Origin of the sequence: Thalassovita aquimarina (assembly GCF_018219815.1) — a bacterium.
In the GTDB taxonomy this organism is placed as follows: domain Bacteria; phylum Pseudomonadota; class Alphaproteobacteria; order Rhodobacterales; family Rhodobacteraceae; genus Thalassobius; species Thalassobius aquimarinus.
Map to the genome: position 1 here is coordinate 1 of NZ_JADMKU010000005.1, position 14,787 is coordinate 14,787.

Here is a 14,787-nt window from a genome sequence, read left to right on the forward strand (position 1 = left end):
TCCACCACGAGGATATGGGGTAGTTCGGTCATGCGCATCCTCATAGTCCAGCCGTCTTCGGATTTCCCAAGATTTTTTGTCGCGAAATGTATCAAGCGCCAAGTTGGCGACAGACGATTACACAGTTGCGAAAACACGCCATGGCGCGTCGTCGCCACATGCTTACATGTATGGCATCGAAACCGAAGAGCGAGGTCAGGCACGATCAAAGAAGATTTTTTGCCGGTCGCCCTGAATTCAGTAACCGCCCTTGACGAAGCCGATCACTGGGGGAGTTCAACTTCCCGCCGCCCTCGGACAGTTTACACCGCCTGTACGGAAACACACCAGTCTGCGATTGCCAAACAGGTCGTTGCGAGGTGGTCCTCGATGCCGAGGCCGGTGACCTTCTTGCGCGGCTTCAGATCGTGATCGCCATCTTCCAGCCAACATAGCTGCACCTGAGGCGACAGTTCGTAACCTTCGACCTCTTCGAGCTTGCCGAACCGGTCCCGGGTGCCCTGACAAATAAGGGTGCGGCAGGACATTTCGGCCAGATGCTGCCCGCGCATGGTGTCCGGCTTGTTCGGCGCGTGGAAGGGGAAGCCGAGGCAGACGAGGCCTGCAATCCGCCCCTGCTTGCAGAGGTCATCGGCGATCATACTGGCGATCCTGCCCCCCATGCTCTTCCCCCCGATGATCAGCGGGCCGTCGCAGGTGAGCGCGTCAATAGCCGCGAGGTATTCGGGCACGATCCTTTCGGCCTTCGGCTGCGGCTGTTTGGGTCCGCCCGTGCGGCGACCGGCCATGTAGGCGAATTCGAACCGTGCGACCCGTAGGCCATGGGCAGCGAGACCTTCGGCGACCGTCGTCATCCAAGGGGTATCCATCGGCGCACCGGCGCCATGGGCCAGGAGCACGGTCGTACGCCCCGGTTCATCACCGTTCAGGAGGAAATCCGGTCCGGCCATCACGCTTGCTCCAGATAGAGGAAAGGCGCCCATCGGGCGCCCTGTTTGTAGAAAATCACGTTGTTCCGCCGGACCTTGAGCACGTTTCCGCGCCAACTTGATCGCGATTTGCTACTCAGTGGGTCCACACACCCCGGCGGTTGGTTGCGAAGTTTTCGCCATAGCCGCCCGCGCGCACATTCGGTTTGCGCTTGTGGGGTTCGATCACGACCGCGTCCAGCCCATGTTCGCGGGCGTATTCCAGCGCCGCATCCTTGCTGTCGAATTTCAGCCTGACCTGAGTTTGGGTATCTGCGCTGGACGTCCAGCCCATCAGCGGGTCGATGTCCCGCGCTTCGGCCGGTTCGTAATCCAGAACCCATTGACGGGTCTTGGCCATGCCCGATTGCATGGCGTTGCGGGCGGGTTGGTAAATACGTGCGCGCATCCGCGACTCCTCTGCTTTGCCGTCTTATCCTGAATACGACGCATTTTTGCAAGAGCGGGAACCAAAGCAGGGCCGGGAAAAACCGCACCTCGCGTGCCTGGTTGCATCTTCAGAGGGAGCAAAGAAAACAGCGTTGGCTGCCAGAAGAACCACGGGGAGTGAGGGGTAGGTATGTCGCGGTCCAGCCGGCAGCCAAGCATGCCTCTTATTTTCAAATGATACAGCTCAAAGACACCTTTTGGCAATACCGCGCAACATTGTTTCAATTGCCGCCGCCACCCGGCAACTTTCCCAAGGCCGTCAATATATACGTCCTTGACATCTCCTCCCCGCGGACAGGTTGGGAACCGGCAATTCTGCCGGATCAGGCGAAATGGGGTTGAAAGAGAACAAAAAGCGATCAAATTGGTCTGCAACCACCGGAGAGTCCCATGCCCTATGCCCATTCCGACAAAACGGCACCGATGATGCACGCCCCCGCCCCGGACGTGAAAAACCGCGACAAGCTGGAAGGCGGCAAGCGCTTCGTGATGAAGACGGATTTCGACCCGGCCGGCGACCAGCCCACCGCGATCGCCGAACTGTCCGAGGGCGTCGTGAACGGCGAACACGATCAGGTGCTGCTGGGCGCCACCGGCACCGGCAAGACCTTCACCATGGCCAAGGTGATCGAGCAAACGCAGCGGCCCGCCATCATCCTGGCCCCGAACAAGACGCTGGCGGCCCAGCTCTACGGCGAATTCAAGGGCTTCTTCCCCGACAACGCGGTGGAATATTTCGTGTCCTACTACGACTACTACCAGCCCGAGGCCTATGTCGCGCGTTCGGACACCTATATCGAGAAGGAAAGCCAGATCAACGAACAGATCGACCGGATGCGCCACTCGGCCACCCGGGCGCTCTTGGAACGCGACGACGTGATCATCGTCGCCTCGGTCAGCTGCATCTACGGTATCGGGTCGGTGGAAACCTACGGCGCGATGACTCAGGACCTGATCGCGGGCAACGAATATGACCAACGCCAGATCATCGCCGATCTGGTCGCCCAGCAATACCGCCGCAATGACGCAGCGTTCCAGCGCGGATCGTTCCGGGTGCGCGGCGACGTGTTGGAAATCTGGCCCGCCCACCTTGAGGACCGGGCCTGGAAACTCAGCTTCTTCGGCGAAGAGCTGGAAGCGATCACCGAATTCGATCCTTTGACGGGGGAAAAGACCGACACGTTCGACCGCATCCGGGTCTACGCCAATTCGCACTACGTGACGCCGAAACCGACGATGCAACAGGCCATCCAGGGCATCAAGAAGGAACTGCGCCAGCGGCTCGATCAGCTGGTCGGCGAAGGCAAGCTGCTGGAAGCGCAGCGGCTGGAACAGCGCACCAATTTCGATCTGGAAATGCTGGAGGCGACCGGCGTCTGCAACGGGATCGAGAATTATTCGCGCTACCTGACGGGCCGCGCCCCGGGCGAACCGCCGCCCACCCTGTTCGAATTCATCCCCGACCACGCCATCGTCTTCGCCGATGAATCCCATGTCAGCGTGCCGCAGATCGGCGGCATGTATAAAGGCGACTTCCGGCGCAAGATGACGCTGGCCGAACACGGATTCCGGCTGCCGTCCTGCATGGATAACCGCCCGCTGAAGTTCGAGGAATGGGACGCGATGCGGCCGCAATCGGTCTTCGTCTCGGCCACCCCCGCCGCGTGGGAACTGGAACAGACCGGCGGCGTGTTCACCGAACAGGTGATCCGCCCGACCGGCCTGTTGGACCCCGAGGTGGAAATCCGCCCCGTCGAAATGCAGGTGGACGATCTGCTGGACGAGGTGCGCAAGGTTTCCGCCAACGGGTTCCGCACGCTGGTCACCACGCTGACCAAGCGGATGGCCGAGGACCTGACCGAATACATGCACGAACAGGGCATCCGCGTGCGCTACATGCACAGCGACATCGACACGATCGAGCGGATCGAGATCCTGCGCGACCTGCGTCTGGGGGCCTTCGACGTGCTGATCGGCATCAACCTGCTGCGCGAGGGTCTCGACATTCCCGAATGCGGGCTGGTGGCCATTCTGGACGCCGACAAGGAAGGCTTCCTGCGTTCGGAAACCTCGCTGATCCAGACCATCGGCCGCGCCGCGCGGAATGCCGAGGGCCGGGTCATCATGTATGCCGACCGGATCACCGGGTCGATGGAACGGGCGCTGGCGGAAACCGAACGGCGCCGGGTGAAACAGATCGCTTATAACGAGGAACACGGCATCACCCCCGCGACGGTGAAGAAGAATGTCGAGGATATCCTCGCCGGGCTCTACAAGGGCGATACCGATCAGAGCCGCGTCACCGCCAAGGTCGACAAGCCGCTGCACGGCGCCAACCTGGAGGCGCATCTGGACGGGCTGCGCACCGAGATGCGCAAGGCCGCCGAAAACCTGGAATTCGAGGAAGCCGCAAGGCTGCGCGACGAGATCAAGCGGCTGGAAGCGGTCGACTTGGCGGTGTCCGACGACCCGCTGGCGCGGCAATCGGTCATCGAGGACGCGGTGGAAGCCGCCGGCGCCGCGCGTGGGCGCTCAACGGCGGGACGGCCGGGGCAAAGGGGTGGTGTGAAGAAGCGCTCCAAGCGTTAGATTTCAATACGGCCCTGTTCCCCGGGACGAAATGCATCAGCCTTATTCCTCCAAACGAAATCAATCCAGGCGTTCGCATTCAGCACCCTTGCCGACCGAACTATGATTTCGACCGCATCCTCCGCGGAAACGCCTTGATACGAAAAGCCCAAATCTGGGAGATATTTATATCCCTCGTCAGTCTTTTGACCCTGCACCACATTTGCCCCAGAGGTTCCACGCAACATCTGGACGTCGCCATACTCCGAAAAAAGAGTTTCCAGTGCCAGACGCACCATTGCGTCCCAAGTTGCTTTATCTGGCGACTTGCCCCGGAAAGAACCTGCCATCAATTTTGCATGTCTTAGTGGAGGGATAGAACCAGCTCCGAAGACTTCGACTTTTCTGCCATTCTTTTCAGACATCGATGGAACAGCTTCTTCGGCAGCATTAATACTCTCCAACATATCAAGCACCTTGGTGAACGCTGTTGTTGCTGTATCCACAAGTGGCTCAGCGTAGCGCTGAAGTCGTAAAAAATCGTGTTCTGTTATTTCAATAGTTGGCATTTCCCTTGCTCCATAATTTCATATTTATGGTTATAAATTATCAATAATGGAGTCAATATGAATTTATGGAAATGTTTTTGCTAAGCCGTAGAGTGAGCTTTCCACCCACCATCCCTTCCTACACCCTACTCCAATCGTTGGGCTGTAAATCCACCCGACCTCTCAACTAGAATCCCTCACGCACCGTTCACGCACCTCCCCCAATCCCAAGCCGCGCCATCGCCGGGCGGCGATGCGGCGATCCGGTACTTGCGATATGGCAGTTTATCCCTACGTCCCGCAGACCCTCCAAACGATGCGCCAACCTCACCCAATCGCCGTGCCGTCTCGCCGCAGGAGAGCCGATCTATGCGCAGCGCACCTACGGTGCGACGGGCGGCCCGGCGATGGCGCAGCGCAAGAGACGGCGACGGGTTCCACATCAATGCCCGCGCGAGGTGAGCGTGCCGGCCCAATGCCCCGCCTGCCTGCCGGATCACGAAACACGCACTCCCCTTGCCCGACTCACCCGATCGGGGGCAGACTGGCGCATCACTCGACAAAGGCGCGCTGGTCGCGCCGCCCAAGGCCCGCGGCCGGGGCGCCCCCTGAACCGGAGGACGCCATGTCACTTTCTGCCCGTCTCGAACATCATCTGCAGGCCAGCGGCCTGCCCTTCGAAATACTGACCCACCGCTACGCCGCCACCGCGCTGGAAAACGCCTTAATGGCCCATGTGCCCGGCGATCACCTGGCCAAATCGGTGCTGATCCACAAGGAGGACGGTCCGATGCTGGCGGTGCTGCCGGCCAATCATCAGCTCGACCTGTCGCGGCTGCAGTCGATGATCCACCACCCCATCGGCCTGGCCCCGGAAAGCGAACTGGAAGACCTGTTCGACGATTGCAGCCCCGGCGCCGCACCGCCGGTTGGCGCGGCTTACGACCTGGACACCATCGTCGACAACAGCCTGTCGGGGCTCGACAAGGTCTGGTTCGAAGCCGGCGATCACCGAACCCTGATCGAAATGAAAGGCCGCGATTTCGACAAGCTGATGCAGGATGCAGAACACGGTTCGATCTGCGTGCACTAGCACGCCGCGACCGGTCTGTCGGGGACGGCGGGCCGCCGGGCCCGAGGCGGCGCAGTGCCCCCGCTCGACAGCGGCGGCGTCGCCCGCTACCCTTTATCCATGTCCCGCCTGCTGATCCTGCTTGGCCTCGTCCTGATCCTGCTCGGCCTGTTCTGGGGGCCGCTGACGCGGCTTGGCCTTGGGCGGCTGCCGGGCGACATCGTGATCGAGCGGGAAAACTTCCGGCTCTGTATACCGGTCACCAGCGCGGTACTGGTGTCGGTCGCGCTGTCCCTCCTGCTGGGCCTGATCCGCCTGTTCCTGGGCCGTTGACCATGGTCGGAGACGCGCGGAAATGGTCGCGGAAGGTCACCGAAACCAGCCATGCGCTAGACCTCGAAAAAGGTGTCTTCACCTGGGACGATCCGAAACGCATCGCGGCGTCGCTGAAACGCGCGGCCGAGGAAAGCCCCCGGCGCAAGGGCACGGTGCTGCAATCGGCGATGTCCATACTGAACTTCTACATCAACCGGGCCGGCCGCGATCTCGACCCGGAACGCAGAAAGATCCTGGAACAGGCCAAGACGGAGCTGCGCGCGTTGTGCCGGGAGCGTCCGGACTAGCCTTGTGCGCAGCGCCCGGTTTCACACGAAGGGCACCAGCGGCACACCGCAGCCGGCCAGCACAAGAAACCCACCCAACAAGATCAGCCGCATCCGTTATTCCCCGGTCACGCTCAGCCCCAACAGGCGCCAGGCCTGTATGCCGCCGCGATAATAGGAGATATGATCGGCTGGGAAGCCCGCTTCGATCATGTTGCGGATCGCGGTGGGCGACTGGCCGCACCAGTTGCCATTACAGAACAGGGCCACCCGTTTCGGGGCTTCGCAGACATAACCGTCGAAATCCACTTCGCAGCCCAGATCGCCGAGGCGGTCGATCACCTGCGTATAGGGCACGTTGATCGCGCCCGGAATCGACCCTCCGGCGAACCATTCCGGTGTGCGGCTGTCCATCACCACGACCTCGGGGTCCTGCAGCATTTCCATCAGTTCCAGTTCGCCGATGGTGGTGACGCCTGGGGCGGGCGTCATCGGCTGAATGCAGAACGGCGGACACGGGCGCGAGGTGCGCGCCCAGTCGCCGGTCAGCTGGTTGGCATTGTCCGGAATGCGGCGGATCTCGGCCTCGCCCCCCGGCACGGGCACCGTGACCGACGGGACCTCCTTGCCGATATTCACCGGACGATCTTCCGCCCAGGCCATGACCGGCAGCAACAACAGTACGCTCAACAGTTTCGTCATCCCATCCTCCTTGTCCCCTGCGGCAGGGGCGCAATTGAAATCATCGCCGCGCTCGGGCATAATTTAATCAGAAGGTAACATGTGCGGCGGTCAGGAAAAGGTGAAAACACCCCCCCGCCGAACGGATCGAGGCAGAGAAATGAAACGCATCCTTTGGGCCGCATGTCTTGCGGCGATGTTCGCCCCGCTGGGCATCGACAGCGCGCAAGCCGGGCCGATCGACCGCGCCTGCATGGCGTCGCCACGGCAACAGAAAAGCTGGGCACTGTGCCGCTGCATCCAGCATGTGGCGAACCAGACGCTCAGCCGCTCGGATCAGCGCCGCGCCGCCAAGTTTTTCCGCGACCCGCACAAGGCGCAGGAAGTCCGCCAATCCGACAGCCGATCCAATGAACGGTTCTGGCTGCGCTACAAGGAATTCGGCGCCACCGCCGCGGCCATCTGCAGCTGACCCGTTTCACAGCTTGGTTGCCAGAACAATCCGGCTGCGCCATGATCGCGCGGAACGGGGGGAAAGTGATGCGTAAGTTCCTGGTCATACTGGATGACAGCCGCGAATGCCTGAACGCGATGCGGTTCGCGGCGATGCGCGCGGCGAAGACCGGCGGCGGAGTGCAAATCCTGTCGGTGATCGCGCCCGAGGAATTCAATCACTGGATCGGCGTCGGCGACATCATGCGCGAAGAAGCGCGCGAACGGATCGAGGTCCACTACGAGGTCTTCGCTAAATGGATGCGCGACCGACAGGGCATCAACCCCGAATTGGTGATCCGGGAAGGTGAAGCGGTCACCGAAATCCTGAGCCAGATCGCGGAGAATCCCGAAATCGGTGTGCTGGTTCTCGGCGCAGGCACCGACAAGAAGGGGCCGGGGCCGCTGGTCACCCAGCTGAGCCGCAGCGCGGGCACCTTGCCGGTGCCGATCACCATCGTGCCGGGCGACCTGTCCAAGGAACGGCTGGAGGCGATCACCTGAGGGGAAATACCCTCCGCGCCCGCCGCCAGATACATTTAGAATCATTCCAAACCTTGACACATGGCCATGCGAGGCGCATATCCTGAGTTAATCAGAAAGGTGTTCCCGCGATGTTTATTCAAACCGAATCCACGCCGAATCCGGCCACTTTGAAATTCCTGCCCGGGCAGGCCGTGCTTGGCACCGGCACTGCTGATTTCCCTTCGGCGGAAACGGCGGGCGCATCGCCGCTGGCGCAACGGATTTTCGCCGTCAACGGCGTGACCGGCGTTTTCTTCGGCGGCGATTTCGTGACCGTCACCAAGTCCGAAGATGTCGAGTGGGATCATATCAAACCCGGCATCCTGGGCGCGATCATGGAGCATTTCCAATCCGGTCAGCCGGTGATGGCGGGCGATAGCGAAGCCGCCTCAGGCCATGCCGATCACGACGGCCCTGATTCCGAGATCGTCGGCCAGATCAAGGAACTCCTGGATACACGCGTGCGCCCCGCCGTGGCGCAGGATGGTGGCGACATCACCTTCCACGGCTTCGACCGCGGCGTCGTTTACCTGCATATGCAGGGCGCCTGCGCCGGCTGCCCGTCCTCGACCCTGACGCTGAAGATGGGGATCGAAAACCTGCTGCGCCACTACATCCCCGAAGTGACCGAGGTACGCCCCGTTGCCGTCTGAACCACTGATCCTGGGCTTTGACACATCGGCCGCGCATTGCGCGGCCGCTTTGCTGTCGGGCGACCGGGTAATCGCGGCGCGGGCCGAAGACATGGGCCGGGGACAGGCGGAACGGCTGTTTCCCCTGCTGGAACAGGTGCTGGCCGAAGGCGGCGTGAACTGGGCCGATCTGGACGCCATCGGCGTCGGCGTGGGACCGGGCAATTTCACCGGCATCCGCATTTCTGTTTCCGCCGCGCGCGGGCTGGCGCTGGCGCTGGACATCCCGGCGATCGGCGTGAACAGCTTCGAGGCCATTGCACTGGATCTCGATCATGTCGCGATCCCCGCTGTGCCCGGTCCGCGCGGCCAAGCCTATCTCGCGCCGGAAGGGCAAGCGCCTTATCTCGCATCGAGCGATGAGCTTTTGGAAATCATGCAAGACGTCCCGTTAGCGACGCCCGATACAGACAAACTGGCCCCGAATATCGCGAAAATAGCCCAATCCCGCCTTTCCGATCCCAACCCTCTCCCCCCTGCCCCGCTCTACATCAAGGCCGCCGACGCTGCGCCGCCGCGCGACCCGGCACCGGTGATCCTGCCCGATGACGCCTGAGGCGCTGGCCCGTCTGCACCGCGCGGCCTTCACCACGCAGCGCCCGTGGTCGGAAGCGGAATTCCGCGATCTCCTGGCCTCGCCCCACGTTTTTCTGGTCGAGACCGATCACGCCTTTGCCCTGGGCCGGGTGATTGCGGGCGAGGCCGAGTTGTTGACGCTTGCCACCGACCCGGCGTATCAGCGGCAGGGACAGGGGCGCATGGTGCTGCAGCTCTACCATGACGAAGCTCTGCGCAGGCGGGCGGAGACGTTTTTCCTCGAAGTGGCGGAAAACAACCTGCCGGCCATCGCCCTTTACCGGGCAAACGGCTATGCCAAGACGGCAGAACGGCCGAATTATTATCGGCAAACCGACGGATCCCGGGTCGCGGCATGGATCATGACGCGAGGTCATCCGTGAATTGACCGTCGAGTAAAAGATTTTCGCCTGTTTGATATTGACGCTTTCTCGGCGCTGCGTCCTAAATCCGTCCGGACAGATCAAATCTGCTCTTGTGCGGCCGTCTTTTCACGCAGCTGCAAATAAAAAATCTATGGGAGAATATTATGAGTCTCATGCAGAATCTCTTTGGCGCAGCCGCGGCCGTCGCACTGAGCGCCGGCGCCGTCCTTGCCGAACCGGCCCTGATTTTCGACCTCGGCGGAAAGTTCGACAAGTCCTTCAACGAGGCCGCTTTTTCCGGTGCCTCCCGCTGGGCCGAGGAAACCGGCGGCAGCTTCCGTGAGATCGAACTGCAATCCGAAGCACAGCGGGAACAGGCACTTCGCCGCTTCGCCGAAGCCGGATCCAATCCGATCGTGATGACCGGCTTTGCCTTCGGCAACGTTCTGTCCGAAGTGGCTCCCGATTATCCGGACACCAAATTCGCCATCATCGACATGGTGGTGGATCAGCCGAATGTACGCTCGGTCGTGTTCAACGAACATGAAGGGTCCTACCTGGTCGGCATGATGGCCGCGCTGGCATCGAAATCGGGCACCGTCGGCTTCATCGGGGGCATGGATATCCCGCTGATCCGCAAATTCGCCTGCGGTTACGTGCAGGGCGTGAAGGCGGTGAACCCCGATGCCAAGGTGATCCAGAACATGACCGGCACCACTCCCGCCGCCTGGAACGACCCGGTGAAGGGATCGGAACTGACCAAGGCGCAGATTTCCCAGGGTGCCGACGTGGTCTATGCCGCAGCCGGCGGCACCGGCGTTGGCGTGCTGCAGACCGCCGCGGACGAAGACATCCTGTCGATCGGTGTCGACAGCAACCAGAACTACATGCACCCGGGCAAGGTCCTGACCTCGATGATGAAGCGCGTTGACAACGCGGTTTACGACGCGCTGAAAGCGGGCGTCGACATGGAAACCGGCTTCAACGTAATGGGCGTGGCCAACGGCGGCATCGACTATGCGCTCGACGAACACAACACGTCGCTGGTGTCGGATGACATGAAATCGGCAGTGGACGGGGCCAAGGCGCAGATCGCCAACGGCGCCCTGACCGTGCATGATTACATGGCCGACAACACTTGTCCGATGTAATCCACCATCAGGTGAAAATTTAACGACAACAGGGGCCGTGCCAAGGCGGTGCGGCCCTTACCGATAGGGGGATTTCGCATGACGCAGGCGATTGAAACCTTCTTCGCGGCCTGGGGCGACCCGGATGCGGGGACGCGGGCGGAGGCGTTGCGAGGCGCGCTTTCAGATCCGTTCTATTATGCCGACCCGCGTACGCCGGAAACGATCACCGGGGCCGATGCGCTGATCGCCTATGTCGCGATGTATACTCAATACGCCCCCGGAGCGACGGCCCGGGTTGCTGCTCTCAGTGAAACCAAAGGCCACTACCGCGCCACCATCGCCTTCGAAATGGCCGACGGCACAACGCAATACGGACAATACATGATCGATCTGAATGACGACGGCAAAGCGGCCCGTCTGATCGGCTTCGCGGGACTGGGGGAGCCTGAATGACCTCACCGGCAATCGAACTGAAAGGCATTTCCAAGGCGTTCGGGCCGGTTCAGGCCAACAAGGACATATCGATCGCGGTGCAGCCGGGGACCATCCATGGCATCATCGGCGAAAACGGCGCTGGCAAATCGACGCTGATGTCGATCCTCTATGGATTCTACAAAGCCGATGCCGGCGAGATTTTCATCAAGGGGCAGAAAACCGCCATCCCCGACAGCCAGGCCGCCATCGCCGCCGGGATCGGCATGGTGTTCCAGCATTTCAAGCTGGTGCAGAATTTCACCGTTCTGGAAAACATCGTGCTGGGGGCCGAAGATGGGGCGCTGTTGCGCCCTTCTCTGGGCAAGGCGCGGCGCGAATTGCGGCGGCTGGAACAGGAATACGAACTGCATGTCGATCCCGACGCGCTGATCGAAAACCTTTCCGTCGGCCATCAGCAGCGGGTGGAGATTCTCAAGGCGCTCTATCGTCAGGCCAATATCCTGATCCTTGACGAACCGACCGGGGTCCTGACCCCGACCGAGGCCGATCAGCTGTTCCGCATCCTTGCCCGGCTGCGAGAAGAGGGCAAGACTATCATCCTGATCACCCACAAGCTGCGCGAGATCATGGACATCACCGACACGGTTTCGGTGATGCGGCGCGGGGAAATGACCGCGACGGTCAAAACCGCCGAAACCAGCCCCGAGCAACTGGCCGAACTGATGGTCGGGCGCAAGGTTCTGCTCAGGGTCGAGAAAGCCCCGGCACGACCGGGCAAGACGGTGCTGGAGGTGGAAGACCTGCAGGTGACCGACGACAGCGGCGTGGAACGCCTAAAGGGCATATCGCTGAACATCCGCGCCGGCGAAATCCTCGGCATTGCCGGGGTCGCCGGCAACGGCCAGTCGGAATTGCTGGAAGTGCTGGGCGGTGTGAGCGCCGCCCAAGGCACGATCCGGGTGAACGGTGCGGAAATCGACCTGACCGGCAAGCATTCGGACGGTCAATCGCGCCGTGCCCGCGGCATCGCCCATGTGCCGGAGGATCGCCAGAGCGAAGGGCTTATCATGGACTTCCAGGCCTGGGAAAACGTCGGCTTTGGTTATCACCACGATCCTGCCTATCAGAAGAACGCGTTGTTCATGGACAACGCGGCGCTGCGCGCCGACACCGCGCGCAAGATGGAAAAGTTCGATGTGCGCCCGCCAGATCCGTCATTGCCGGCGAAGAACTTTTCCGGCGGCAATCAGCAGAAAATCGTGGTGGCGCGGGAAATCGAGTGCAATCCCGACCTGCTGCTGGTGGGTCAGCCCACTCGCGGCGTCGATATCGGCGCCATCGAATTCATCCACAAACAGATCATCGCCCTGCGCGACGAGGGCAAGGCGATCCTGCTGGTCAGCGTCGAACTGGACGAGATCATGAGCCTGTCGGACCGCATCGCGGTGATGTTCGACGGCATGATCATGGGCGAACGCCTGCCCGAAGACACCAATGCGCAGGAACTGGGCCTGTTGATGGCGGGCGTGGCAAATGGGGGGGCTGCCTGATGGACATCATGCCGAAATGGGCCGACGTGGTGCTGATCCCGCTGATTTCACTGATCCTCGCCGCGATCCTGTCGGCGCTGGTGATCCTTGGGATCGGCGAAGACCCGGTGGCGGCGGTCAAACTGATGGTGACCGGCGCGTTGGGATCGACCTATGGCTGGGGCTATACGCTTTATTACGCCACCAACTTCATGTTCACCGGCCTGGCGGTGGCGGTGGCGTTTCATGCCAGCATGTTCAATATCGGCGGCGAAGGTCAGGCGATGCTGGGCGGGCTGGGCGTCGCGCTGATCTGCCTGTTCGTACCCTGGCCGCACTGGTCCATCGCCATTCTCGGCGCGATCGCGGCCTCGGCCCTGTTCGGCGCCGCTTGGGCGGCGATCCCGGCCTACCTTCAGGCCCGGCGCGGCAGCCATATCGTGATCACCACCATCATGTTCAATTTCATCGCCGCGGCGCTGCTGAACTACGTCCTGGTCAACCTGCTGCGCCCCAAGGGCGCGATGGACCCGGCCACGGCGAAATTCCCCGCCGCCACCAACCTGCCGACGCTGCATGAACTGCTGGCTCCGTTCGGCATCAGCTTTTCCAAATCGGCCCCCGCCAATATCAGCCTGATCGTCGCGGTGCTGGCCTGTTTCGGGGTCTGGGCGCTGATCTGGCGGACACGGCTGGGCTATGAAATCCGTGCTTTCGGCAAATCCGAAAGCGGTGCGCGCTATGCCGGTATTTCGCCGTTCAAGATCACCATGCTGGCGATGCTGATTTCCGGTGGTCTGGCCGGGATGATGGCGATCAACAACGTGATGGGCGAAGCCGAACGGCTGGTGCTGAACGCGGTCGAGGGCGCCGGTTTCATCGGCATCGCGGTGTCGCTGATGGGGCGCAATCACCCGTTCGGGGTGTTCCTCGCGGCGATCTTGTTCGGCTTCCTTTATCAGGGCGGGGCGGAACTGGCCTTGTGGACCAATATCCCGCGCGAACTGATCGTGGTGATCCAGGCGCTGGTGATCCTGTTTACCGGGGCATTGGACAACATGGTGCGGATACCTTTGGAACGGATGTTCCTGGCGCTGCGCAAGACGGAGGGTTGAGCGATGGATTATCTTACGCTTTTGCAGGTTCTCGATTCAACCGTTCGCCTTGCCACCCCGCTGCTGCTGGCCTGCCTTGCCGGTCTGTTCAGCGAGCGCGCGGGCATCTTCGATATCGGGCTGGAAGGCAAGATGCTTCTTGCCGCCTTCTTTTCGGCCGCAGTGGCCTATCTGACCGGATCGGTCTGGCTGGGCCTCTTGGCCGGGATCGGCAGTTCGATGGTGCTAGCGGGGCTGCACGGGCTGGCGTCGATTACCTTCCGGGGCAATCAGCTGATTTCGGGGGTGGCGATCAATTTCCTCGCCGCCGGGATGACGGTGTTGATCGCGCAGGACTGGTTCAAGCAGGGTGGCCGCACACCGTCGCTGATCGGGGGCGCGCGGTTCGAACCGATCACCTTGCCGCTGGCCGACACGCTGCACCCGGTGCCGGTGATCGGGCCGCTTTACCATGACCTGATCTCTGGCCACACGATCCTGGTCTATGTCGCCTTCCTCTGCGTGCCGGCGACTTGGTGGGTGCTGTACCGGACCCGTTTCGGGCTGCGGCTGCGCGCGGTGGGGGAAAACCCGGCCGCGGTCGATACCGCGGGCGTGTCGGTGGTGGGACTGCGCTATGCGGCGGTGGCGATCTGCGGCATCCTGTGCGGCATCGCCGGGGCCTATCTGGCCACCGCGCTGCAGGCGGGCTTCGTCAAGGACATGACGGCGGGACGCGGTTACATCGCGCTGGCGGCGTTGATCTTTGCCAAGTGGCGGCCGTGGTACGCGCTGTCGTCGACCCTGCTGTTCGGCCTGCTGCAGGCCGTCGCCCTGCGGTATCAGAACATCGATCTGGGCGGGGTGGTGATCCCGGTGCAGGTGATGGACGCGCTGCCCTATATCCTGACCGTGGTGATCCTCGCCGGTTTCGTCGGCAAGGCGATCCCGCCGCGCGCCGGCGGCGAACCCTATGTGAAGGAACGCTAGAGACCCGCAGTATTCCATTCTGCTATGCTGTGTCACAAATCTGATATGCCCTTCGGGGCACACCGGA

General features: G+C 61.9%; 18 protein-coding genes. 14 read left to right on the top strand and 4 right to left on the bottom strand.

Features of this window, described 5'->3' with window-relative positions:
* Positions 1-302 precede the first annotated feature (302 nt).
* Positions 303-950 carry an alpha/beta family hydrolase gene (locus IT775_RS07010; protein ID WP_212700378.1) on the bottom strand — a complete coding sequence of 216 codons (648 nt, stop codon included), beginning with the start codon at positions 948-950 and terminating at the stop codon, positions 303-305.
* 115 nt (positions 951-1,065) lie between these two features.
* Positions 1,066-1,377: an ETC complex I subunit gene (locus tag IT775_RS07015; RefSeq protein WP_212700379.1), complete on the bottom strand. Its 312-nt coding sequence runs from the start codon at positions 1,375-1,377 to the stop codon at positions 1,066-1,068.
* A 431-nt stretch (positions 1,378-1,808) separates the two neighbouring features.
* Between IT775_RS07015 and uvrB the strand changes: the two genes are divergently transcribed.
* The gene (gene uvrB, locus IT775_RS07020) at positions 1,809-4,007 is read left to right on the top strand and encodes an excinuclease ABC subunit UvrB (RefSeq protein ID WP_281414346.1); all 2,199 of its coding nucleotides are present in this window, start codon (positions 1,809-1,811) and stop codon (positions 4,005-4,007) included.
* On the opposite strand, the gene IT775_RS07025 is transcribed toward uvrB, so the two are convergent.
* On the bottom strand, positions 4,004-4,555 hold the full coding sequence (locus tag IT775_RS07025; protein WP_212700380.1) for a T4SS efffector SepA family protein: 552 nt from the start codon (positions 4,553-4,555) through the stop codon (positions 4,004-4,006). The genes uvrB and IT775_RS07025 overlap by 4 nt on opposite strands.
* A 604-nt stretch (positions 4,556-5,159) precedes the next feature.
* Here IT775_RS07025 and IT775_RS07030 point away from each other — a divergent pair.
* The 3 genes from IT775_RS07030 (at position 5,160) to IT775_RS07040 (ending at position 6,229) form a co-directional block, all read left to right on the top strand.
* Complete coding sequence (locus IT775_RS07030) at positions 5,160-5,627, top strand: aminoacyl-tRNA deacylase (RefSeq protein ID WP_212700381.1); 468 nt, start codon at positions 5,160-5,162, stop codon at positions 5,625-5,627.
* A gap of 99 nt (positions 5,628-5,726) precedes the next feature.
* Positions 5,727-5,939 (top strand): DUF2905 family protein, encoded by a 213-nt coding sequence (locus IT775_RS07035; protein ID WP_212700382.1) that lies wholly within the window; start codon positions 5,727-5,729, stop codon positions 5,937-5,939.
* 2 nt (positions 5,940-5,941) lie between these two features.
* On the top strand, positions 5,942-6,229 hold the full coding sequence (locus IT775_RS07040; RefSeq protein WP_212700383.1) for a DUF3175 domain-containing protein: 288 nt from the start codon (positions 5,942-5,944) through the stop codon (positions 6,227-6,229).
* A gap of 96 nt (positions 6,230-6,325) precedes the next feature.
* Here IT775_RS07040 and IT775_RS07045 read toward each other — a convergent pair whose 3' ends face one another.
* A complete protein-coding gene (locus IT775_RS07045) occupies positions 6,326-6,910 on the bottom strand; it encodes a rhodanese-like domain-containing protein (RefSeq protein WP_212700384.1) in 585 nt (194 codons plus the stop codon).
* Between the two features lie 139 nt (positions 6,911-7,049).
* Here IT775_RS07045 and IT775_RS07050 point away from each other — a divergent pair, with 139 nt between their 5' ends.
* From IT775_RS07050 to IT775_RS07095, 10 genes are all read left to right on the top strand, one after another.
* Entirely contained in the window at positions 7,050-7,361 is a 312-nt protein-coding gene (locus tag IT775_RS07050; RefSeq protein ID WP_246525401.1) for a hypothetical protein, read from the top strand.
* Between the two features lie 68 nt (positions 7,362-7,429).
* Entirely contained in the window at positions 7,430-7,885 is a 456-nt protein-coding gene (locus IT775_RS07055) for a universal stress protein (protein ID WP_212700385.1), read from the top strand.
* A 110-nt stretch (positions 7,886-7,995) separates the two neighbouring features.
* Positions 7,996-8,559: a NifU family protein gene (locus tag IT775_RS07060; protein ID WP_212700386.1), complete on the top strand. Its 564-nt coding sequence runs from the start codon at positions 7,996-7,998 to the stop codon at positions 8,557-8,559.
* A complete protein-coding gene (gene tsaB / locus IT775_RS07065; protein WP_212700387.1) occupies positions 8,549-9,154 on the top strand; it encodes a tRNA (adenosine(37)-N6)-threonylcarbamoyltransferase complex dimerization subunit type 1 TsaB in 606 nt (201 codons plus the stop codon). The genes IT775_RS07060 and tsaB overlap by 11 nt, the downstream gene beginning before the upstream one ends.
* Complete coding sequence (locus tag IT775_RS07070) at positions 9,144-9,557, top strand: GNAT family N-acetyltransferase (RefSeq protein WP_212700388.1); 414 nt, start codon at positions 9,144-9,146, stop codon at positions 9,555-9,557. The genes tsaB and IT775_RS07070 overlap by 11 nt, the downstream gene beginning before the upstream one ends.
* Before the next feature lie 146 nt (positions 9,558-9,703).
* Complete coding sequence (locus IT775_RS07075) at positions 9,704-10,690, top strand: BMP family lipoprotein (protein ID WP_212700389.1); 987 nt, start codon at positions 9,704-9,706, stop codon at positions 10,688-10,690.
* A gap of 78 nt (positions 10,691-10,768) precedes the next feature.
* A complete protein-coding gene (locus IT775_RS07080; protein ID WP_212700390.1) occupies positions 10,769-11,125 on the top strand; it encodes a hypothetical protein in 357 nt (118 codons plus the stop codon).
* Positions 11,122-12,657 (top strand): ABC transporter ATP-binding protein, encoded by a 1,536-nt coding sequence (locus IT775_RS07085; RefSeq protein WP_212700391.1) that lies wholly within the window; start codon positions 11,122-11,124, stop codon positions 12,655-12,657. The genes IT775_RS07080 and IT775_RS07085 overlap by 4 nt, the downstream gene beginning before the upstream one ends.
* Complete coding sequence (locus tag IT775_RS07090) at positions 12,657-13,751, top strand: ABC transporter permease (RefSeq protein ID WP_212700392.1); 1,095 nt, start codon at positions 12,657-12,659, stop codon at positions 13,749-13,751. Before IT775_RS07085 ends, IT775_RS07090 begins: the two co-directional genes overlap by 1 nt.
* Positions 13,752-13,754: 3 nt before the next feature.
* The gene (locus tag IT775_RS07095; protein WP_212700393.1) at positions 13,755-14,720 is read left to right on the top strand and encodes an ABC transporter permease; all 966 of its coding nucleotides are present in this window, start codon (positions 13,755-13,757) and stop codon (positions 14,718-14,720) included.
* Positions 14,721-14,787: the final 67 nt, after the last annotated feature.